At 73.8% G+C, this 20790-nt stretch carries 18 protein-coding genes; 10 read left to right on the top strand and 8 right to left on the bottom strand.

The window, feature by feature from the left end; translation table 11 throughout:
• Positions 1–8: 8 nt before the first annotated feature.
• A complete protein-coding gene (locus ACFO3J_RS13940) occupies positions 9–617 on the top strand; it encodes a MarC family protein (protein ID WP_386429631.1) in 609 nt (202 codons plus the stop codon).
• 126 nt (positions 618–743) lie between these two features.
• Here ACFO3J_RS13940 and ACFO3J_RS13935 read toward each other — a convergent pair whose 3' ends face one another.
• The 3 genes from ACFO3J_RS13935 to ACFO3J_RS13925 form a co-directional block, all read right to left on the bottom strand.
• On the bottom strand, positions 744–884 hold the full coding sequence (locus ACFO3J_RS13935) for a hypothetical protein (RefSeq protein WP_093741761.1): 141 nt from the start codon (positions 882–884) through the stop codon (positions 744–746).
• A 93-nt stretch (positions 885–977) separates the two neighbouring features.
• Positions 978–1871, bottom strand: coding sequence for an alpha/beta fold hydrolase (locus ACFO3J_RS13930; protein ID WP_386429630.1), 894 nt, complete (start codon positions 1869–1871; stop codon positions 978–980).
• Between the two features lie 145 nt (positions 1872–2016).
• Positions 2017–3957: a DEAD/DEAH box helicase gene (locus ACFO3J_RS13925; RefSeq protein ID WP_386429629.1), complete on the bottom strand. Its 1941-nt coding sequence runs from the start codon at positions 3955–3957 to the stop codon at positions 2017–2019.
• Positions 3958–4652: 695 nt separating this feature from the next.
• Between ACFO3J_RS13925 and ACFO3J_RS13920 the strand changes: the two genes are divergently transcribed.
• On the top strand, positions 4653–5408 hold the full coding sequence (locus ACFO3J_RS13920) for a ferritin-like fold-containing protein (protein ID WP_386429628.1): 756 nt from the start codon (positions 4653–4655) through the stop codon (positions 5406–5408).
• A gap of 36 nt (positions 5409–5444) precedes the next feature.
• On the opposite strand, the gene ACFO3J_RS13915 is transcribed toward ACFO3J_RS13920, so the two are convergent.
• The 4 genes from ACFO3J_RS13915 to ACFO3J_RS13900 all read right to left on the bottom strand — a co-directional run bounded on the left by ACFO3J_RS13915 (position 5445) and on the right by ACFO3J_RS13900 (position 7526).
• Positions 5445–5702, bottom strand: coding sequence for a hypothetical protein (locus tag ACFO3J_RS13915; protein WP_386429627.1), 258 nt, complete (start codon positions 5700–5702; stop codon positions 5445–5447).
• 123 nt (positions 5703–5825) lie between these two features.
• Entirely contained in the window at positions 5826–6056 is a 231-nt protein-coding gene (locus tag ACFO3J_RS13910) for a DUF3107 domain-containing protein (protein ID WP_386429626.1), read from the bottom strand.
• Positions 6057–6201: 145 nt separating this feature from the next.
• Complete coding sequence (locus ACFO3J_RS13905) at positions 6202–6843, bottom strand: TetR/AcrR family transcriptional regulator (RefSeq protein ID WP_386429625.1); 642 nt, start codon at positions 6841–6843, stop codon at positions 6202–6204.
• Positions 6844–7148: 305 nt separating this feature from the next.
• The gene (locus ACFO3J_RS13900) at positions 7149–7526 is read right to left on the bottom strand and encodes a hypothetical protein (RefSeq protein WP_386429623.1); all 378 of its coding nucleotides are present in this window, start codon (positions 7524–7526) and stop codon (positions 7149–7151) included.
• Positions 7527–7671: 145 nt separating this feature from the next.
• Here ACFO3J_RS13900 and ACFO3J_RS13895 point away from each other — a divergent pair, with 145 nt between their 5' ends.
• The 7 genes from ACFO3J_RS13895 (at position 7672) to moeZ (ending at position 17051) form a co-directional block, all read left to right on the top strand.
• The gene (locus tag ACFO3J_RS13895) at positions 7672–8697 is read left to right on the top strand and encodes an alpha/beta hydrolase (RefSeq protein WP_386429621.1); all 1026 of its coding nucleotides are present in this window, start codon (positions 7672–7674) and stop codon (positions 8695–8697) included.
• A 344-nt stretch (positions 8698–9041) separates the two neighbouring features.
• Entirely contained in the window at positions 9042–10229 is a 1188-nt protein-coding gene (locus ACFO3J_RS13890) for a DUF3152 domain-containing protein (protein WP_386429620.1), read from the top strand.
• 277 nt (positions 10230–10506) lie between these two features.
• Positions 10507–12183 (top strand): DUF3492 domain-containing protein, encoded by a 1677-nt coding sequence (locus tag ACFO3J_RS13885; protein ID WP_386429619.1) that lies wholly within the window; start codon positions 10507–10509, stop codon positions 12181–12183.
• Between the two features lie 689 nt (positions 12184–12872).
• The gene (locus ACFO3J_RS13880) at positions 12873–13796 is read left to right on the top strand and encodes a hypothetical protein (protein ID WP_386429617.1); all 924 of its coding nucleotides are present in this window, start codon (positions 12873–12875) and stop codon (positions 13794–13796) included.
• A gap of 96 nt (positions 13797–13892) precedes the next feature.
• Entirely contained in the window at positions 13893–14804 is a 912-nt protein-coding gene (locus tag ACFO3J_RS13875; RefSeq protein ID WP_386429615.1) for an NAD-dependent epimerase/dehydratase family protein, read from the top strand.
• Positions 14792–15697 (top strand): spherulation-specific family 4 protein, encoded by a 906-nt coding sequence (locus ACFO3J_RS13870; RefSeq protein ID WP_386429613.1) that lies wholly within the window; start codon positions 14792–14794, stop codon positions 15695–15697. The genes ACFO3J_RS13875 and ACFO3J_RS13870 overlap by 13 nt, the downstream gene beginning before the upstream one ends.
• Positions 15698–15872: 175 nt before the next feature.
• Complete coding sequence (gene moeZ / locus ACFO3J_RS13865) at positions 15873–17051, top strand: adenylyltransferase/sulfurtransferase MoeZ (protein ID WP_386429612.1); 1179 nt, start codon at positions 15873–15875, stop codon at positions 17049–17051.
• 70 nt (positions 17052–17121) lie between these two features.
• Here the strand turns inward: moeZ and ACFO3J_RS13860 are convergent, their stop codons facing one another.
• Positions 17122–20214, bottom strand: coding sequence for a lysylphosphatidylglycerol synthase transmembrane domain-containing protein (locus tag ACFO3J_RS13860; RefSeq protein WP_386429610.1), 3093 nt, complete (start codon positions 20212–20214; stop codon positions 17122–17124).
• Positions 20215–20303: 89 nt separating this feature from the next.
• On the opposite strand from ACFO3J_RS13860, the gene ACFO3J_RS13855 reads away from it, so the two are divergent.
• A complete protein-coding gene (locus ACFO3J_RS13855) occupies positions 20304–20708 on the top strand; it encodes an MGMT family protein (RefSeq protein WP_386429608.1) in 405 nt (134 codons plus the stop codon).
• The last annotated feature ends 82 nt before the right edge of the window (positions 20709–20790 follow it).

Here is a 20790-nt window from a genome sequence, read left to right as displayed (position 1 = left end):
CCTCCGCCATGTTCGACGTCACCCTGTTCGGATCCGTGTTCTTCACCCTGTTCGTGATCATGGACCCGCCAGGGATCACGCCGATATTCCTGGCCCTGACCTCCGGGCGGGCCAGGAAGACCCAGCGGCGGATGGCGTGGCAGGCCGCCTTCGTCGCGTTCGGGGTGATAACCACCTTCGGGATATGCGGGCAGCAGATCCTGGACTACCTGCATGTGTCGGTGCCGGCCCTGCGGGTGGCCGGCGGGCTGCTGCTCCTGCTGATCGCGCTGGACCTGCTCACCGGCAAGGCCGACGAGCCGACCCAGACGAAGGACGTCAATGTCGCGCTGGTCCCGCTCGGGATGCCGCTGCTAGCCGGCCCCGGCGCGATCGTCACCGTCATCCTCGCGGTGCAGAAGGCCAGCGGCGTGGGCCAGCAGGCCTCGGTGTGGGTGGCCATCATTGCCATGCACCTGGTGCTGTGGCTGGTCATGCGCTACTCGCTGGCGATCATCCGGGTGATCAAAGAGGGCGGCGTCGTCCTGGTCACCCGGCTGTCCGGAATGCTGCTCTCGGCGATCGCGGTGCAGTCGGTGGCCAATGGCGTCTTCGGCTTCGTCCACGGCCAGGGCTGACCGCCCGCCCGGACACGCGAAAGCGCCCCGTACTCCACTGGTACGGGGCGCTGTCAGTTCGTGCTTCGTGCTGGGTGATTCCGCTGGTACTGGCTGGTACTGGCTGGTGCTGGTGCCGGTGCTGCGTCAGTCCGCAGGGCGGATGTAGATGCGCTGCCCTATGGCAGCAGCCTGCTGGACAATCTTGTCGACGGCGGAGGCGTCCACGACGGTGCTCTCCACCGCGGTGCCGTTACGGTCGTCGAGCCGCATGATTTCGAAGCGCATGGGGCTTCTCCCTTCGTCGCTCGTTACATGTGTGGTCAACGAACACCCCCTTCGAAACATTCCCTACGCTAATGAAACTCTTTCCAACCTTCACTACTCGCCAAGAAGGGAACGGCTCCAGAACGCCATCAGCGCGGCGGCGGTCTGCTCCGGGCGCTCCGCGTTGGGAGAGTGCTCGGCGCCCTTGATGACCACGCGCTCGGCGTCCAGCCGCTCGGCCATGGCGTCCAGCGACGATACCGGCCAGGCGTAGTCCACCTCGCCGGACAGTACGAGCTTGGGCAGCGCGACGGTGGCCAATTCGGCCACCCGGTCGGGTTCGGTCATCAGCTGCTTGGCGGTGGCGATCAGTTGCTCGGGGACGGTCGACACCCAGCGGCGGTGCAGGAACTCCTCCAGCCAGGCCGGGGTGCCCTCGGCGGCGTCGACGGGGTCCGGCGCGTTCTCCGCGTCCATGGCCCGCATGGTCTGCCAGGCCGTCTCCATGTCCATGGTGGGGAGATAGTCCACCAGCAGCTGGGTGCGGACCTGCTGTGCGGGGGCCACCTCGGCCGCGCCCGAACTCATCAGGGTCAGCGACGTCCAGGCCGACGGCCCGGCCGCCAGCACGGCCGCGCGGGCGATATGACCGCCCAGCGAATGGCCGAGCAGGTGCAGCGGGCCGCCTCCGGCGAGGGCCGTGCTCTGCGCTATCAGGTCGGCGGCGAGCTCCGCCTGCGCGTACGCGGACTCCTCGCGCGGACCGTCCGACTCGTACTGGCCGCGGCCGTCCACCGCCACCACCCGGAAGCCGCCGTCGGTCAGTGGGGGCAGCAGATCGAGGAAGTCCTCCTTGCTGCCGGTGAAGCCCGGTACGAGCAGCGCTGTGCCACCCGGCGGCGCGTGCGGGGCGGGGGCGGCGTCGAGCACCGCAAAGGAACCGCGGGACGTCTCCAGCCGACGGGCAGACACGTTCTCCGGCAGGTCGAGGGCAGAAGGTCGGCTCATGGAGTGAGATTACGCGCCGCGTATGTCCGAGAGGTTGCCTGTCCCGCCTTCCCGACCGGCAATCGGGCAGGTCGGCGGGTGTCCCGGGCGCGCGGACGCCCCCGGCCGAAAGGTCGGGGGCGTTCGGCTGATCGGGAGGATCGGGTCAGCTCGCGTCGGGCTCGGCGACGGCCGCCTTGCGGGTGCGGCGGCGCGGGGCCTTGACGGGCTCCTCGCTGGACGCCTCCGGGGCGGTGGCCGGTGCCGGGACCTCGACGGCGGGCTCGGCGGCCTTACGCGTCCGGCGGCGCGGGGTCTTGACCGCTTCGTCGGCGACGACCGCCTCGGGGGCGGTGGCCGGAGCCGGTACTTCGAGGACGGGTTCGGCGGCCTTGCGGGTCCGGCGGCGGGGGGCCTTGACGGCTTCCTCGGCGGCGGGCTCGACCGGGGTGACCGGGGCGAGGACCGCCACGGCCGCCGCCTCGACCGGTTCGGCGGCCTTGCGGGTCCGGCGGCGAGGGGCCCGTACGGCTTCCTCGGCGGCGGGCTCGACGGCTACGGCGGTCTCGGCCGGCTCGACGGGGGCGGCGAGGGGCGCCGTCTCCGTGAGGACGGTCGCCTCCGGGGCCGCTGCCGAGCCCGAGCGGGTGCGGCGACGGCGGCGGGGGGCCGGGCGGGTGGCGTCCGGCGCGGAGACCTCGACGGCCGACTCCACGCCGGGAGCCGCGGGGGCCACGGGAGCCAGGGACGTCACGGAGGCCGCGGTCGCGCCGGCCACCTCGGCGGTGTTCTCGCCCGAGCGGGTGCGGCGGCGCTGGCGCGGGGCGCGGGTGCGGGCGGGACGCTCGTCGGCGGGAGCGGCCTGCGGGCCGCCCGCCGGGCGCCGACCGCGCGACGCGCCGTTGCCGCGTCCGCCGGTCTCGCCGAGGTCCTCGACCGCTTCGGCGTCCAGACCGGCCCGGGTGCGGTCGGCGCGGGGCAGGACGCCCTTGGTGCCGGCCGGGATGCCCAACAGCTCGAACAGGTGCGGAGACGTGGAGTACGTCTCCTCCGGGTCGTTGAACGGCAGGTCCAGCGCCTTGTTGATCAGCTGCCAGCGCGGGATGTCGTCCCAGTCGACCAGGGTGATCGCCGTACCGTAGGCGCCGGCCCGGCCGGTGCGGCCGATCCGGTGCAGATACGTCTTCTCGTCCTCGGGCGTCTGGTAGTTGATCACATGGGTGACGCCCTCGACATCGATACCGCGGGCGGCGACATCGGTGCAGACCAGGACGTCCACCTTGCCGTTGCGGAACGCGCGCAGCGCCTGCTCACGGGCACCCTGCCCGAGGTCGCCGTGCACCGCGCCGGAGGCGAAGCCGCGCTTCTCCAGCTGCTCGGCGACATCGGCGGCGGTCCGCTTGGTACGGCAGAAGATCATCGCCAGGCTGCGGCCCTCGGCCTGGAGGATGCGGGAGACCAGCTCCGGCTTGTCCATGGAGTGCGCGCGGAAGACGTGCTGGGTGGTGTTGGCGACCGTCGCGCCCAGGTCGTCGGGGGAGGAGGCGCGGATGTGGGTCGGCTGCGACATGTACCGGCGGGCTAGCCCGATGACCGCGCCCGGCATGGTGGCCGAGAACAGCATGGTCTGGCGCTTGACCGGCAGCATGCCCATGATCTTCTCGACGTCGGGCAGGAAGCCCAGGTCGAGCATCTCGTCGGCCTCGTCCAGCACGAGCGCGCGCACCTGCTTGAGGTTCAGCTTCTTCTGGCCGGCCAGGTCCAGCAGGCGGCCCGGGGTGCCGACGACCACGTCGACGCCCTTCCGCAGCTGCTCGACCTGCGGCTCGTAGGCCCGGCCGCCGTAGATCGCGGCCACTCGGACGTTGCGCACCTTGCCCGCGGTGAGCAGGTCGTTGGTGACCTGCTGGCACAGCTCGCGGGTGGGGACGACGACCAGGGCCTGCGGGCTGTCGGTGAGCTGATCGGCGCTCGCGCGGCCCGCGTCGACATCCGCGGACACGACGACCCGCTGCAGCAGCGGGAGGCCGAAGCCGAGGGTCTTGCCGGTGCCGGTCTTGGCCTGGCCGATGACGTCGTTGCCCGCCAGGGCGACCGGAAGGGTCATCTCCTGGATCGGGAAAGGAGTGATGATGCCGACGGCCTCAAGGGCCTCGGCGGTCTCGGCGAGGATTCCGAGACTGCGGAAAGTCGTGGTGGTCAGGATGTTGCCTCTTCTGTGAGACGCGGCACTGTGCGGCAAGGGGGGTCGAGCAGCCGGAGCGCCGGGAAAACGACGGCGCCGGATACTGACCGCGCAGAGGTGTCGTACAGCCGAAAGGGCTGTGGGGCGCGGGACCGCTGCCCTCGCTCATGCCGCGAGCGGGCCCCTCCCGATGGCGGGAAGGCGGTCGGTTCGGAGCCGATCGGGCCACCGACCGGGCATCCTGGTGTTGCACACGTCGCCCGTCGGACATCGGAAGTAAACCGACTACCGACGGGTGCAATACCACTCTACCCCGGAAACACTTAGCTGCACCCGATCAAATGTTTCGTTCGGTAGGTCATCCGGTACGTCATCGGGATCACTACGGGCCGATTCGGTGCGCGATCCGCTGAAAGCCGGGCGGTCCCGGGGCGCCGGGTGGGTGCGTGCGACTTATGGCGGGGCGGTTCGGCGCGGGTCGCCGGGGGCTGGTCGCGCGGTTCCCCGCAGCCCCCTCGCGGGGCGTCACCCGGCTCGTGGCGGGGGAGCGTCGGGGACCGGCCCCGGGTCACACGGCGGGTCTTACCAGCGGGCGGGACTTGGCTATTGTGCGCAGCATGGAGACGCCTGACGAGACCATCACGCCCGCCCCCGTGCCCGCGGCCACCGGGATCACCACCGGGATCGCCGCCCAGGACTGGGACGCGGCGGCGGCCGACCCGCGCTACCGGGCCGCCGTCGTCGATCTGCTGGGCGCGCTGGCCTACGGCGAACTGGCCGCGTTCGAGCGGCTCGCGGAGGACGCCAAGCTGGCGCCGACGCTGGAGGACAAGGCGGAGCTGGCCGCGATGGCGGCGGCCGAGTTCCACCACTTCGAGCGGCTGCGCGACCGGCTGACCGAGATCGGTGAGACGGCGAATCTGGCGATGGAGCCGTTCGGCGCCGCGCTGGACGAGTTCCACCGGCTGACCGCGCCGTCGGACTGGCTGGAAGGCCTGGTCAAGGCCTATGTCGGCGACTCGATCGCCTCCGACTTCTACCGCGAGGTCGCCGCCCGGCTCGACTCCGACACCCGCACCCTGGTGCTGGCGGTGCTGGACGACACCGGGCACGCGGGCTTCGCGATCGGGAAGGTACGGGCCGCGATCGCCGCCGAGCCACGCGTCGGCGGCCGGCTCGCGCTGTGGGCCCGGCGGCTGATGGGCGAGGCGCTGTCCCAGGCGCAGCGGGTGGTGGCCGACCGGGACGCGCTGTCCACGATGCTGGTCGGCGGGGTCGCCGACGGCTTCGACCTGGCCGAGGTCGGCCGGATGTTCTCCCGGATCACCGAGGCGCACACCAAGCGGATGGCGGCGCTGGGCCTGGCCGCGTAGCGCCGCTCGGCCCCGGGGAGTCCCCGCCGGGGAGCGCTACGCCAGCGGGGAGGGCCGGCCCGGCCTGGCCAGCAGGCTGAGCAGGGCCGCCGCCACCACAAGGGCGACCGGGACGGTCACTTCGAGGTGGCCGCCGCCGAAGATCGTCCGGGCGACCAGGCCGCCGGCCAGGGCCGCCGCGGGGCCGGTGCCCAGGGTGAGCGGGGTGCGCGGGAGCCGTGCGGGCAGCAGGACGGTGGCCGCGAAAGCGGCGGCGAGCCCGACGACGGCGTATGCGGCGGCTTCCCACAACATCCTTGTCCCCTCCAGTTGGTATGGACCGGTGTGCACAGTGGTCCTACCCCCGGGGGAGGCGGAACGAAACGGAGGGGCGGCCACCGGTCACAGCCGGTGGCCGCCCCTGCGGCGACTGGTCGGTCAGAGCGAGGCGCCGAACCCGACCCTGCGGGCGGCCGGCTCGCCGATCTCGACATAGGCGAGGCGGTCGGCGGGGATCAGGACCTTGCGGCCGTGCTCGTCCACCAGTGTCAGCAGCTTGGAGGCACCGGACAGCGCGTCGGCGATGGCCTTCTCCACCTCGTCCGCCGTCTGCACGCTCTCGATGCTGATCTCCCGCGGCGCGTGCTGCACGCCGATCTTGACCTCCACGGCTTATGTACCTCCGACTGGTCTGGCGGTGTGCGCGTCCGTCGCGCCGTTACGCTGCACAGACTAGCCCGGCCGGACCGGCCGGAATCCGTGGATCGCCCACGCCGTGAGCGAACACGGCGAGGGGAACGTCTCAGTGAATGTCTCAGTGATGGCCCTCGGTGCCGTGCAGCGGGAAGCCGGCGATGCCGCGCCAGGCCAGCGAGGTGAGCAACTGCACCGCCGTGTCGCGCGGCACCTCGCTGCTGGTGGCCAGCCAGTAGCGCGCCACCACCTGGGAGACCCCGCCGAGGCCCACGGCCAGCAGCATGGCGTCCTCCCGGGCGAGCCCGGTGTCCTCGGCGATGACCTCGCTGATCGCCTCCGCGCACTGGAGGGAGACCTTGTCGACCCGCTCGCGGACGGCCGGCTCATTGGTCAGGTCCGACTCGAAGACCAGCCGGAAGGCGCCGCCCTCGTCCTCGACATAGGCGAAATACGCGTCCATGGTCGCTTCGACGCGCTTCTTGTTGTCCGTGGTGGAGGCCAGTGCCGTCCGGACCGCGTGCAGCAGTGACTCGCAGTGCTGGTCGAGAAGGGCGAGATAAAGTTCCAGCTTGCCCGGGAAGTGCTGGTAGAGAACCGGCTTGCTGACTCCGGCGCGCTCGGCGATGTCGTCCATCGCCGCCGAGTGATAACCCTGCGCGACGAAGACTTCCTGGGCCGCGCCCAGCAGTTGTTCTCGTCGGGCCCGGCGGGGCAGGCGGGTGCCGCGCGGCCGCGCCTGAGTCTGCTCGATGGCTGTCACGCCGCCTCCCAAATGGTGGTGATGGAAAAGAATGGGCACCTCACCCGCCATCGTACTTTTGAGTAACGACAGTGTGCGCCGCGCGGGAGCACATTCTCACTTCCTGGAACCGTTCACCGGCGGTCCGCCGCGAGTTCCGCCCCGGTTCGGTGATATCCCGGCGAGGCCCAGCGGGATTCACCGGTCGACAGTGGTAGTCGGCGGTGGCCGGTGATGGAAATGGACGGACCTCGGCCCTTCGGCAGTCGGCGGCAGCCGGCGGGCGTCGGCGGTTGTCGGGGGCGGTGAGCGGCGGGTCGGCGCGGTCAGCGGTAGTCGTCGTCATCCTGTTCGACCGCTCGCCGCTGATCGGCCGCGTCGGCCGGATCGGCTTCGAGCAGGTCGTCCGGCGACGGCTCGGTGATCGGTTCCTCCTCGCGCCCCAGCACCCCGATGCGCTGCTCGGCGGCGTCGGCCTCGGGCGCCTCCACATCGAGCTCGTCGGAATCCCCGGCTGCTCCGGGCCCCTCCTCCGGGATCTCGGAGACCTCGGGGACTTCGGGGTTCTCGGGGTCGGCGGCGTCCGCGGTGTCCGCGGGATCGATGTCGGGCGCGGTCCGTACGGTGTCGTCCGGGGCGTCCGCTTCGCGGCCGAAGCCGGAGATGCCGTCGATGCTGCCTATGTCCTCGATGTCCTTGGACATGGCGCCTCCCTTCCCTGACTCTTCCATCGTCGTCGGTGACCGCGCTCGGCGCCCTACCTGGCGCTCCTCGGCCCTCTTCAGGCTTCTCACCGCTTGTGGCCGCGAACACACAATCGCACGCGTGATCGTCTCGTAACATATGTCCATGTCCACGACCGACTCTCCTCAAGCGGCCGTCGCGCCCGCGGCCGTACCCCCGGTGGGACCGGTGCTCGCGGCCGGGGAATCGGCGCGCACCGTGGCGCTGCCCGGCTTCGGCCTGGTGGTCAGGTCGCACGAGGACCGCCCAGGGACCGGGGACCACGAACCGGCGCTTTTCGTGCACGGGCTCGGCGGCTCCTCGCAGAACTGGACGCTGCTGATGGACAAGCTCGCCGACCGGGTGTCGGGCGAGGCGCTGGACCTGCCCGGCTTCGGCCACTCACCGCCGCCGGACGACGGCGACTACTCGATCGCCGGCCAGGCCCGGGCGGTGATCAGGCTGCTCGACGCCGAGCGGCGCGGCCCGGTCCACCTGTTCGGCAACTCGATGGGCGGCGCGGTCACGGTGAAGGTCGCCGCCGCCCGCCCCGACCTCGTACGCACTCTGACGCTGATCTCGCCGGCGCTGCCCGAAGTGCCGCCGCAGCGCTCCGCCTGGCCCACCGGCCTCGCCTCGCTGCCGGGGGTGCCCGCGCTGTATCTGCGGGCCACCCGCGACTGGTCGATCGAGCGGCGCGCGGCCGCGCTGATGGAGCTCTGCTACGGCGACCCCTCGGTGGTGGACGGGCCGACCCGCGAGGAGGCCGCGCGGGAGTACCAGCGGCGCACCGAGCTGCCGTACTTCTGGGACGCGATGGTCCGCTCGACCCGCGGCATCGTGAACGCGTACACCCTCGGCGGCCAGCACGCGCTGTGGCGGCAGGCCGAGAAGGTGCTGGCGCCGGTGCTGCTGGTCTACGGCGGGCGGGACAAGCTGGTGTCGCCGCGGATGGCGGCCCGCGCCACGCGGACCTTCCGGGACGCGCGGCTGCTGACCATCCCCGACAGCGGGCATGTGGCGATGATGGAGCACCCGGAGCTGGTGTCCCGGGCGTTTCGTGATCTGCTGTACGCGGTCGCGGACCGTACGCTTCCGGCGGGCGCCGGACGTGCGGCGACGAGTCCGACGACCGAGGCGACCGGGAGCTGATCGAGGGCGTGGGCAAGCACAGCGCGACGGATGGCCAGGACGGCCAGGACAGTCCGATACCGGGCAGGGGCGGGAGCGGCGGTGGTGCCTACCGCCGGCCGGTCCCGCCCCGGACCCCCGGGCGTGCGGGGATCCCGTCCGGCTCCGGCGCTCCAGGTGATGTCGGCTTCCCGGGCGCTTCGGGTGACGCGGGCGGCCCCGGCGGTTTCGGTGGGGCTGGCGTTCCGGGTGGTTTCGGTACGCCGGTCGTCCCCGCCAGGCCGGTCGTGCCCGGCGCCCCGGGTGTGCCCGGGTCCGGCCGCCGGCGGCGGGCCGACTCACCGGAGGACACCGGCGGTTTCGCGGTGATCAGGCCCCAGGAGCTGAACGTACCGCCGCAGGCACACCCCGAGCACCGCGAGCACGACGCGTGGGGCGCCGGCGACTGGACCACGCCGGGTCCCGGCCGGGGGACCGGCCGCTCCGGCGAGCCGCCGTCCGACCCGGAGGACCGGCCGCCGTACGGCGCGGGCTCCTCGGACGCGGCCTCGGAGGCCACCCGCCAGCTGCACGCCGGCGGACGGGCCGTGCCGCGGCCCCGGCAGGAGTACGTGGACGCCTTCGACGCGGCGCCCGGCGCACACCGGCCGGCCGCACCGGGGCCGCGGCCGGAACCCGGGCCGGTGCGGGACCCGGAGCCCTTGCCCGCGCCGACCGGCGGCAAGAGCGCGGGCAAGGGCGGCGGCAAGGGCCGGACCCTCAGCGGCATCGCGGCCGCCGCGGTCGTCACGGTGCTGGCCGTCGTCGTCGGCAGCCAGTTCATCGGCGGCGAGAAGGACCACGGCGGGACCGGCGGCAAGGGCGACGGCGGGCGGTCCGCCCCCGATGTGGCGCCGACCACCGCGCCGGGCGCCGCGACCACCTCCCCGGGGGCGGCGGCGAGCGCCGAACCCGCGAGCTACGACCAGCTGATGGCCCGGCAGTATCCGCTCGCCCCCGACCTCGCGCTGTCCGGCGCCTTCTCCACCGTGCCCGGTCACCAGGCCGCGCCGGGCAAGGGCCGCGTGATGCGGTTCCGGGTGGACGTGGAGAAGGGACTGCCGCTGGACGCGGGCCTCTTCGCCCAGACGGTGTTCAAGACGCTGAACGATCCGCGCAGTTGGGGTCACGACGGCGCGATGACCTTCGAGCGGGTCTCGACCGGCGCCGCCGACATCGTCGTCACCCTGGCCAGTCCGGGCACCACCGCCAAGTGGTGCGAGGAGTCGGGCCTGGACACGACGGTGGACAATGTGTCGTGTGACGCGGCCTCGACACCGCGCACGATGATCAACGCCTTCCGGTGGGCGCGGGGCGCGGACACCTTCGGACCCCAGCGCATGCACGAATACCGGCAGATGCTGATCAATCACGAGGTCGGGCACCGGCTCGGGCACGGCCATGTGGGCTGTCCCGAACAGGGCGCGCTCGCGCCGGTCATGATGCAGCAGACCAAATTCCTGTCCCTCGACGGCGGGCCCACCTGCAAGCCGAACGCCTGGCCGTTCCCGTAGCCGCCGCTTGATCCGGGCCCGCCGGGCAGTCCGCAGAGCACTGCGGAGCGTGATGACGACCGCACCATAGGTCACTTCAACGCGCGGCGGTGGGAGAAGTTACGTGGCTTCACCCCTTTTGGTGGTGCGACGGACAACCGTCCGTCGCGCCCCCGTCCTCGCGGCATAACGTCTTCGCGCCGGGCCGTCGCGTCCGCCGCGCCGCGGCATGAGCGTGGCGGGCGTCCGTACCGGCGGCACATCACCGGTGCACCGGCAGGCGTCAGGAGGCGGACACGTGCGGATCGCGTTGCTCACCGAGGGTGGCTATCCGTATGCGCGAGGTGAGGGAGGCGCGTGGTGCGACCGGCTCGTACGCGGGCTCGGGCACCACGACTTCGACGTCTACGCGCTGAGCCGGTCCTCGCGGAACGAGTCGGCGGGCCGGGTGCCGACGCCGCCGCAGGTACGGCGGGTGCTGACCGAACGCCTCTGGGGCGATCCGGTGGGCGCCGCCCGCGCCCCGCGGCGGACCGTACGGCGGGCCGGCCGCGCCGCGTTTCTGCGGGCCTACGCCGAGCTGGCCGCAGCCCTCGCCGGCGGCGGCGCCCTGGGCATCGAGACCCGGGCCGAGCGCTTCGCCGCCGGGCTGTACGGACTTGCCGAGGTCGCCGCCGAACACGGCTCCCTGGCGGGGCTGTTACGCGGCGAGGACGCGCTGGTCGCGCTGGAGGGCGCCTGCCGGGCCCCCGGGGTGAGACCGCTGCTCAGGGACATCGTGGTCACCGAACTCCTCACCGTGGCCGGGCTGGTGGAGCAGCAGTTACGACCCCTGTCCGCGCCCTGGTACGGGCCGGGGGAGCTGGGCGCCGCCGACCTGTGCCACGCGGCGTCCGGCGGCCCGGCCGCCCTGCCGGGGCTGCTGGCCAAACGGTTCTGCGGGACACCGCTGATCGTCACCGAGTACACCGTCCGGGTCCGGGAGGCGCTGCTCGCCCACCGCGCGGCCGGACTCGCCCCCGCCGTACGGGCGTTGCTCGGCGACTACCACCGGCTGCTCGCCGCCGAGACCTACCGCCGGGCCGCCCTGGTCACCCCCGGGTCCGCGCATGTGCGGCGCTGGCAGGAGCGGTGCGGGGCGCGGCGCGACCGGATGCGGACGGTGCAGCCGGGCATCGACGCGTCGCCGTTCGCCCGCGTCGGTGAGGCGGCCGAGGCGGCGACCACGCCCGCCGCGTCCCTCGCCCCCACCGTGGCCTGGGTCGGGCGGCCGGACCCCGCCAAGGATCTGGTCGCGCTGCTGCACGCGTTCCACGCGATACGCCGGGAGGAACCGCGGGCCCGGCTGCGGATCTTCCCTGTGCGCGCGGCGGGCGAACCGTTCGCGTCCTACCTCTCCCACTGCCGCGCGCTGGCCGCGCGGCTCTTCCCGGCCGGGCCCGACGGGAGCCCGGTGAGCTTCGAGGAGATCGGATCGCCGGGCGGGCCGGAAGCGGCGGACGCCTACGCGGCGGGCGATGTCGTCGTGCTGTCCAGCAGCGCGGAGGGCTTTCCGCTCAGCCTGGTGGAGGCGATGTTCTGCGGGCGGGCGACGGTCTCCACGGATGTGGGCGCGGTACGGGAGGTGATCGGCGGCACCGGACTCGTCGTGCCGCCGCGCGACCCCGGGGCACTCGCGCAGGCGACCCTGGAGCTGCTGCGCGGGCGGGAGCGGGCGGCCCTGCTGGGCGCCGCCGCCCGCGAACGCGCCCTCGCGCTGTTCACCCCCGCGCGCTGCGCCGACGCCTTCCAGGAGAGCTATCTCACCGTGGTCGCCCGGCACCCCGTCCGCCGTGAGCCCCTCCGCGACGCCGCCGGCGCGCCCCGCCCCTTCATCTCCCCGGCCGAATCCCTCTCCCCCACCCGCCTCGCCCCGACCCCACCCCCAGCCGCGCGCGTCCCGGCCACCGCCGCCCCCGGAGGACCCCACCGATGACCGCCGCCGACTCCCCCTCCGCGCAGGTCCACGCTGCCGAATCGATTTGGCACCCACCCCATCACCGTGACCGCCCCGTCTCCCCGCCTCCCCGACCCGCCACCTCGACCCGGACCGGCGGGCCCGGCGCCCCGGGTTCCGGGTCGGCCCTCGCGGGGGCTCGGCCTGCGGCCGGCGCACCGGAGGACGACAGGTCGTGGTCGGCAGCCACGCACGACGGCCGGCCCCCAGCCCCCGCCTCTGCCTCCGAACCGCCCGTCGCCCGCCCGCCGTCCGGGCATCCGGCCACCGCGACCCCGCGCGATGCCGTGCGGCGCGGGCGCGTACCTGTCGGGGCGCAGCCGGGGCCGCCTGCCGGGCGTTCGGTGTCGGGTGTTTTGGGTGCGGGTGATGGTGGTCGGGGTGGGGTTGGTGGGCGCGTGCCTGTCGGGGCGGGGCCGGGGTCGTCTGTCGTGCGTTCGGTGTCGGGCGGTCCGGGCGTAACCGGTGGCCGCTCTTCCGCGGCGGAAGGGCGGGTGTCCGGCGGGCCGCTGCCCGGCGCGGGCAGGGCAGGTGCCCTGCGGCCCGGCGCGGATTCGGCGGGGTCTCCCGCCGAACCCGCGCCGGTTGCCGGTGGCGGTCGGTCCGGGACCGGCGGGAGTGGTCCCGCCGACCGCCGGCACGATCTCGCGGACCCCGTGCGGAGCGTCATGCGGCGGCATCGGGATCTGGTCGGCGGGGCCGTGGACGTGTGGGAGGTCGCGGCGGGGCTTGAGGCGCGCGGGGTGACGGACGGGGACGCGCGGCGGCTCGGGGCGCGGGATGTGTTCGGGCTGGCGCAAGAGGTCTGTCGGCGGGTGCCGCCGGTGGTGCGGGTCGGGGCGGGAGGCGGGGTCGGCGGGGTCCGGGAGCGGGCATGGCTCGGGGCCCGCGCGGGAGCGCCGCTGCTGCTGCCCGGGGTGGTCTGCGCCGTCGCCGCCGCCGTCCACCTCGCGGTGCCCGGCGCGCTGCTCGCGATCGCCGCAGGGTGGGCGGTCCTGCGCCCGGGCGCGCCATGGGCCGGTGTGCTGCTCGGCTTCGCGCTGTACGGGCCGCAGGCCGTCTCCGCGCTGGCCGGCCGGAGCCCCTTCGACCCCTTCGACCCCGGCCACGGCGCCGCCGCCTTCACCGCGCTCGCCCTCAGCCTCGCCCCGGCCGCCGCCAGCGCGCACTGGTTCGCGGTCCGGGCCCGCGCCCAACTCGCCCCCAGCCACGGCCTGGCCGAATTCGCGGACGCGGTACGGCCACGGCTGGCCGCCGCCCTCGCCGCGTACGGCCTCGCGCTGTTCGTGCTGCTCGTCACCGCCGGCGCGATCGCCGGCCCCACTCCTGTCGCGGGCCCGGCCGCGCTCGGCCTGCTGCTCTTCACCGCCCGGCTGCTCGCCGTCCACGGCCGGCCGAGGACGGCCGTCGCCGGGCTCGCGGCCGCCTGCGCCGGCGAAGCCCTCGTGCTCGGCGCGGCCCCGCTCCACCTCGGCCTCGGCGGCGCCACCGCCGAAGCGCTGGTCTGCGGCGTCGCCGCCCTGGCGCTGACGGTGGCGGCGTTCCGCCTCCTGCCGCGTGCCTCGGCCCACCGCCGCCCGATCCGCCTCTGACTCCCGTACCACCGAACCAGGAGATTCCGTGACCACCCACCAACCCCCTTCCCTGCCACCGTGCGAAGCGCCGTGTCCCACCCCGGGAGGCGGACGATGAGAGTGCTGCTGCTGGGGGCGGACGGATTCCTGGGCCGGCATGTCGCCGAACGGCTGCTGGCCGACCCCGCCGTCCAGCTCACCGCGCTGGGCCGCAGTGACGAGTCGGACGTGCGGTTCGACCTGTCCAGCGGCGCGCCCGGCGTGCTCGCCCGCTTCCTGGACGCCGTCCATCCCGGCGTGCTGATCAACTGCGCCGGAGCCACCCGGGGCAACGCCCGGGACCTGACCCGGCAGAACACCGTCGCCGTGGCCACCGTCTGCGAGGCGCTGCGCCGCAGCTCGGTCGCCGCCCGCCTCGTACAGGTCGGGTGCGCCTCGGAGTACGGACCCTCGCCGGTCGGCTCCTCGACCGGCGAGGACGCCGTGCCGCGGCCCGGCGGCCCGTACGGCGTCAGCAAGCTCGCCGCCACCGAGCTGGTGCTGGGCTCGGGCCTGGACGCCGTGGTGCTGCGGGTGTTCAGCCCGGCCGGGCCCGGCACCCCGACCGGCTCCCCGCTGGGCCGGATCGCCGAGACGCTGCGGCGCGCCATGCAGAGCGGGGACCCGGAGCTGAGGCTCGGCGGCCTCGGCGTGCAGCGCGACTTCATCGACGCGCGGGACGTGGCCCGGGCCGTGCACGCCGCCTCGCTGTCCGCCGCCCAGGGCGTGGTGAACATCGGCAGCGGCCGGGCGGTGCGGCTGCGGGACATGGCCGCCGCGCTCGCCCATGTGGCCGGCTACGACGGGATGCTGCACGAGATGGACGAACCGTCCCAGGGACCCCCCCAGCCGCCGTACCCGGACGGCTGCGGCACCTGGCAGCAGGCGGATGTGCGGACCGCCAGGGACCGGCTCGGCTGGCGGCCCCGGATCGGCCTGGAGGAGTCGCTGGCCGATGTGTGGATGGAGGCGGCATGCCGCGTCTGATCCCCTCCCGGCACACGATCACCCGGCCGCGCGGCGACCGCTCGGCGCAACCGGCGCAGGGCGACGCCCTGGCCCGGGACCGTACGGCCGCCGCCCGGGCCGCCCGCGCGGCTTCCGGGCGGGGCGGCCTCGGCGTGCCCGCCACCGCGCACCCGCTGGTCGCGCCGGGGGAGTGGGCCGAGCTGGCCCGGCCCGGCGCGCCGCTGGACTGGGTGGCCTTCGATGTGGCGCGCGGCCCCGGCTCACGTCCGGACCCGCTCTACGGCGAGGCGCTCTCCCTCGTTCGTGAGAACGGCGTCCCACTCCTCGGACTGCTGGACGTCGCCTACGGCGCCCGGCCGTTCGGCGAGCTGATCACCGACGCCTCGTCGTATCTGAACTGGTACCGGGTGGACGGCTTCTTCCTCTCCCGGGCCCCGGTCCTGCGGGCCAGGGTGGACGCGTGCCGGCGGGTGGTGACGACACTGCGGGCCCTGCTGGCCGGAGCCGGAAAAGCCGGAGAAGCCGGGAAAGGCGGCGGAGAACGCGGCCGGGGAGCGGCCCCGGAAGCCGGGGCCGCCGCCCGCCGGCCCGTCGTACTGGCCCCCGGCTCCCACCCCTACCCCGGCTACGCGGAGTTCGCCGACCAGATCGTCACCTTCAACGGCCCCTGGAGCCGCTACCGCTGGTCCGAGCCGCCGCAGTGGACGGCCGACCACCCGCCCTCCCGCTTCGCCCACCTCGTGCACAGCCTGCCGTCCACCCATCTCGACACCGCCCTGCGCATCGCCCGCTGGCAGGGCGCCGGCACCGTGTGCCTGACCGACCGCACCGACCGGGAGGGCACCGACCCCTGGGCCGGGCTGCCCCGCTACTGGCAGGAGGCGGTCCGCAAGATCCGCAGACAGCCCTGAGGGGCCGGCGCAGCCCACCATGCGGGCCGAAGGCGTCTCGGTCCTCGGACCAGGTGTCTTGGAATGAAGACGGGCGTGGCAGTGTTATGGAGTCGGCGTGTACGGGTGGGGCATTCACCCGTACGGGCCGGTACGTCCCGTCTGATGACCGACCAACCGTATTGCTGAGGTCTCTGTGTCGCTGCCACCCCTGGTCGAGCCGGCCGCCGAGCTCACCGTTGACGAGGTCCGCAGGTATTCGCGTCACCTGATCATCCCCGATGTGGGCATGGACGGGCAGAAGCGGCTGAAGAACGCCAAGGTGCTGGTCGTCGGGGCCGGCGGCCTCGGCTCGCCCGCTCTGATGTACCTGGCCGCGGCGGGTGTCGGCACGCTCGGCATCGTCGAGTTCGACGAGGTCGACGAGTCGAACCTGCAGCGCCAGATCATCCACAGCCAGGGCGACGTCGGCCGCTCCAAGGCCGAGTCCGCCCGGGACACCGTCCAGGGCATCAACCCCTATGTGAAGGTCGTCCTCCACGAACTGCGGCTCGAAGCCGACAACGTGATGGAGATCTTCGCCGACTACGACCTGATCATCGACGGCACCGACAACTTCGCGACCCGCTACCTGGTCAACGACGCGTGCGTGCTGCTGAACAAGCCGTATGTATGGGGCTCGATCTACCGCTTCGACGGCCAGGCCTCGGTCTTCTGGTCCGAGCACGGCCCGTGCTACCGCTGCCTCTACCCGGAGCCCCCGCCCCCCGGTATGGTCCCCTCCTGCGCCGAGGGCGGCGTCCTCGGCGTGCTGTGCGCGTCCATCGGCTCCATCCAGGTCAACGAGGGCATCAAGCTGCTCACCGGTATCGGTGAGCCGCTGCTCGGCCGGCTGATGATCTACGACGCCCTGGAGATGACCTACCGCCAGGTCAAGGTCCGCAAGGACCCCAACTGCGCGGTGTGCGGCGAGAATCCGACGGTCACCGAACTCATCGACTACGAGGCCTTCTGCGGCGTCGTCTCCGAGGAGGCCCAGGAGGCCGCGCTCGGCTCCACGATCACTCCCAAGCAGCTCAAGGAGTGGATCGACGACGGCGAGAACATCGAGATCATCGATGTCCGCGAGCCGAACGAGTACGAGATCGTCTCCATCCCCGGCGCCCGGCTGGTCCCGAAGAACGAGTTCATCATGGGCTCCGCCCTCGAACACCTCCCGCAGGACAAGCGCATCGTCCTGCACTGCAAGACCGGTGTCCGCAGCGCGGAGGTCCTCGCCATCCTGAAGTCCGCGGGCTTCGCCGACGCGGTCCACGTCGGCGGCGGTGTCATCGGCTGGGTCAACACGATCGAGCCCGAGAAGCCGGTCTACTAGCCCGGCCGGTACGGGAGGTAAGGGGCGGCACCCATCGGGTGCCGCCCCTTACGCACGCCGGTGCCGCCCGCTACAGCTCGCCCTTGCGCGTCATATGGGTGAAGAACAGCCAGCCGGGCAGGACCGGCAGCCAGAAGGTCAGCAGCCGGAAGAACAGCACCGCGGGGGTGGCCACCTCCTTGGGCAGGCCCGCCGCGATCAGACCGCCGGTGAGGGCGAGTTCGACCGCGCCGACCCCGCCCGGGGTGGGCGCGGCCGAACCGAGGGCGTTGCCGGCCAGGAAGACGACCGCGATGGCGGCGTAGCTGAGGTGGCCGCCGAAGGCGCGCACGCTGCCGTCCAGGCAGATCACGAAGCAGACCGTCAGCATCAGGGTGCCGCCGATCCCGGTGAAGAGCTTGGCGGGCCGCTGGAGCACGTCCAGCATGCGCGGCACCACCCCGGCGAAGAGCGCCCGGACCCGGGTGGAGACGAATTTGCGCAGCACCGGCACCGCCGTGACGACCAGCACCAGCACCCCCGCGGTGAGCAGGCCCGCCATCACCGTGCGGGACGGGGACAGCGAGGGCGTCTTCTCGGTGCCGGTGATGAAGCCGAAGGTCAGCAGCAGCAGGATGTGGGCACCCAGGCCGACCAGCTGGGACGCGCCGACGCTGGCCACCGCCAGCCCCGGCCGTACCCCGGCCTTCTGCAGATAGCGCGTGTTCAGCGCCACCCCGCCGACCGCGGCCGGCGCCACCAGCTTCACGAACGACCCGGCGATCTGCGCCTGCACCGTGCGCAGCAGCGACAGCTTCTCCGGTACGAAACCGGACAGCGCGCCCGCGGCGGCCACATAGCTGGCCGCCGAACCGAAGAAGGCCAGCAGCGCCCAGCGCCAGTCCGCGTTGAGGATGGCGTGGCCGATCGGCGCCGAGCTGAGCTGCGACAGCAGGAAGTACGCGGCGAAGGCGCCGGCGATCACCGTGATGAGGGTGCGCGGCTTGATGCGTTCCAGCCGGACCGGCTCGACCGGGGCCTGCGGGCGGATCAGCAGCACCTGCTGGCGGATCCGGGCCAGCAGGTCGTCCTCGCGGACCTCGTCCACCGCGTCCTCGATGGCCCGCTTCTCCGCCTTGTCCTCGGCCTTCCGCTTGGCCTTCGACCTGCCCTTGACCAGGCTGGGGTCCTCCGCCTCCCGGGCCTCCTCGGCCCGCCGGTGCTCGCGTGCCTCCCGCCCCTCGGCGGAGGCGGCCAGCACCGCGTCCCGCTCGCGCTGGGCCCGCGCCCTGGCCAGCACCTTGAGGCGGCGCCGGGTGGCCCGGCTGAGCGCGATCGGCTGGAGCAGCGGCAGCGAGGCAGCGGCGGCGTCCGGGCCGAGCACGGCGACCGCCGAGGCCACCGCCCGCTCCGGGCCGACCCGCAGCGCCAGCGTCGTCAGCAGCTGCGCGATGTCCATCCGCAGCACGATGTCGCCGGAGGCGATCTCCCCGCCGCGCAGCTCGGTGAGGAACACCCGGCTGTTGCGGTCCACCAGCAGCGACTCGCCGACCAGCCGCCGGTGGGCGATGCGCCGCGACTGGAGCGCCCGCACCTGGATCCAGACCTCGCGCAGCAGCGGGTCGGTGAGCTCCTCGTCGGCGAGCGCGTCCAGCCGCCTGCCGCCGATGTGCTCGTAGACCAGCATCACCGCGTCCGGGCCCAGCTCGGAGGTGGCGATCAGCTTGGGCGCGTTGGCGCCGGCCGCGATGGCCGCGTACGCCAGCAGCGCCTCCTGCTCCAGCGCCTGGCGCAGCGACAGCAGGCTGCGGCGCTGGGTGATGCCGCCCACCAGGGACAGCCGCCGCCAGGTCCGGTAGAAGAAGCCGTGCGCCTGCCGCTCGCGGTCCACCACGGTGACGTCCAGCGGCGGCCCGTCCTCCAGGGTGACCAGATAGGCCCGGCCGCGGTCGGAGTCGGCGTCCTCCGGGGCGGCCTCCAGCACCCGGCGGGCGGTCAGCGGCGCGAAGCCGACCCGGCGCAGCCCGGCCAGCAGATTCTGGCCGGTGGGACGGACGTTCGGCGAGCCGACGGCGTACATCGTGCCGTAGGCGACCGTCCAGCCGATCAGTACGGTCAGCGCGATCGAGAACGGTGTGGTGTAACCGCCGACCAGCACCGCGAAGGCGTCGAGCAGCAGGACGAGCCACAGGGCGACCCGCCAGCGCGGGCGCCGGGCCATGCCGACCGCGGTGACATAGGCGATGACCGGGGCGAGATAGCCGTGCACGGGGTCGGTCATGCCGAGCCCGGACGGCGCGCTGTGGGACAGCGCCTCACGGATGGCGTGCGGCGCGGAGTCGCTCACCCACAGGTCGGTGGCCAGCGCGGCGCCGTGCGCGAGGACGGCGGCCAGCACCCCGTCGGCGATCCGCAGGCCGTCCCGCTTGATCAGCCGGTCGACGGCGAAGGCGATCGGGACGATCAGGACGGCGACGCTCGCGGTCAGACCGGCGGTGGAGGCCAGGGCGTTGGGCGCGTGCGAGGCGCCCTTGGAGATGTCGGTCTCCAGGCCGGTGGTGGTGGCGTGCGCGAACCAGGCGATGGCCAGCACCACGCCGATGCCGAGCAGGCCGAAGAAGAAGCGCACCAGGTCGGCCGGCCGGTGCACCCGCGCGGCGAGCAGCGGCTCGTCGCGGGACACGGCGGCGCGGGTGGCACCGGCCTCCTCGGCGGCGGCGTCGTCGCAGGACTCCGCCTCGGGGTCCTTACGCGGCCGGGCCTCGCCGTCGGCTCCCGGCCCGGTGTCGGCGGGCGAGGCCACATGGGAGCCCGAGGGGGGCTCGGAGCCGGCGGTGGCGGCCAGGTGGGAGCCGGTGGGCGGCCGGGTGTCGGCGGGCGGCGCCCGGTGGGAGCCGCCGGGGGAGGTGGTCTCGGCGGGCGATGCCGGATGGGAGCCGGTGGAGGACGAGGTCTCCGCGGGGGTCTCGCGGTGGGAGCCGGCCGGTCCGGGCCCGGAGCCGTTGCGGGGCGCCGGACCCGCCGAACCCCCGGTGGCGCCGACCGGACCCGCCGGGCGCCCCGAGCCGCCGGATCCCCCGGCGGCCCTGCCGGAAGCGGGCAGCGGTGCTTGGGCGCGGGCGGCCTCTCCGGCCTGCCCAGCGCCCTGCTTGTCCCCCGTGGTCTCTTCTTGATCTCGTATCACCAGTCACCGCCCGGACGATGGTGGCACGAGCGATGTGCGGTTGGCACCGGAACCCCCCGGTGTCGGCGGTCTGGGGCAGGATGGGCGGGATGAGCGAGGACTACGACCCGGCGGCCCCCACCGGACACCCCAGTGAGTACGCGGACCGGGTGCTCGACACGGTGGAGCTGATCCCGCCGGGCAAGGTGATGACCTACGGCGATGTGGCGGAGTGGCTCGGCGAGGCGGGCCCGCGCCAGGTCGGCCGGGTCCTGGCGCTGTACGGCAGCGGAGTGCCGTGGTGGCGTGTCGTGCGGTCCGACGGGGTGCTGCTGTCCGGGCACGAGCTGCGCGCCCTGGACGCCTACCGGGCCGAGGGCACCCCGCTGCGCGAGTCCGGGCCGGCCGCCGAGGGCCACATCCCCCGGGTGGACCTGCGCCGGGCCCGCTGGGACGGGCACGCACCCGGCGGCGCCGCGGGCACGCGGGGGGACCGCGACAGCGGTGACGGGTGAGGGCCGGTAGCTCATGTCATCCAGCTTCCGCCATCCGAGGGGCTGACAGGGCCCCCGCCGCCCGTCCGGAGTATCCGGAGCA

The organism is Streptomyces polygonati (assembly GCF_042650325.1).
Classification (GTDB): Bacteria; Actinomycetota; Actinomycetes; order Streptomycetales; family Streptomycetaceae; genus Actinacidiphila; species Actinacidiphila polygonati.
Note: the sequence above shows the minus strand (reverse complement) of the source record. Positions and strands in the feature narration are given on the sequence as shown.

Bases quoted from the DNA above. Each gene is read 5' to 3' on its own strand.
- ACFO3J_RS13930 (WP_386429630.1), bottom strand. From the start codon at position 1,871: ATGAGCCGACCTTCTGCCCTCGACCTGCCGGAGAACGTGTCTGCCCGT.
- ACFO3J_RS13875 (WP_386429615.1), top strand. From the start codon at position 13,893: ATGAGAGTGCTGCTGCTGGGGGCGGACGGATTCCTGGGCCGGCATGTC.
- ACFO3J_RS13880 (WP_386429617.1), top strand. From the start codon at position 12,873: ATGCGGCGGCATCGGGATCTGGTCGGCGGGGCCGTGGACGTGTGGGAG.
- ACFO3J_RS13870 (WP_386429613.1), top strand. From the start codon at position 14,792: ATGCCGCGTCTGATCCCCTCCCGGCACACGATCACCCGGCCGCGCGGC.
- ACFO3J_RS13855 (WP_386429608.1), top strand. From the start codon at position 20,304: ATGAGCGAGGACTACGACCCGGCGGCCCCCACCGGACACCCCAGTGAG.
- ACFO3J_RS13900 (WP_386429623.1), bottom strand. From the start codon at position 7,526: ATGTCCAAGGACATCGAGGACATAGGCAGCATCGACGGCATCTCCGGC.
- ACFO3J_RS13895 (WP_386429621.1), top strand. From the start codon at position 7,672: ATGTCCACGACCGACTCTCCTCAAGCGGCCGTCGCGCCCGCGGCCGTA.
- ACFO3J_RS13940 (WP_386429631.1), top strand. From the start codon at position 9: ATGTTCGACGTCACCCTGTTCGGATCCGTGTTCTTCACCCTGTTCGTG.
- ACFO3J_RS13915 (WP_386429627.1), bottom strand. From the start codon at position 5,702: ATGTTGTGGGAAGCCGCCGCATACGCCGTCGTCGGGCTCGCCGCCGCT.
- ACFO3J_RS13925 (WP_386429629.1), bottom strand. From the start codon at position 3,957: ATGACCCTTCCGGTCGCCCTGGCGGGCAACGACGTCATCGGCCAGGCC.
- ACFO3J_RS13935 (WP_093741761.1), bottom strand. From the start codon at position 884: ATGCGCTTCGAAATCATGCGGCTCGACGACCGTAACGGCACCGCGGTG.
- ACFO3J_RS13920 (WP_386429628.1), top strand. From the start codon at position 4,653: ATGGAGACGCCTGACGAGACCATCACGCCCGCCCCCGTGCCCGCGGCC.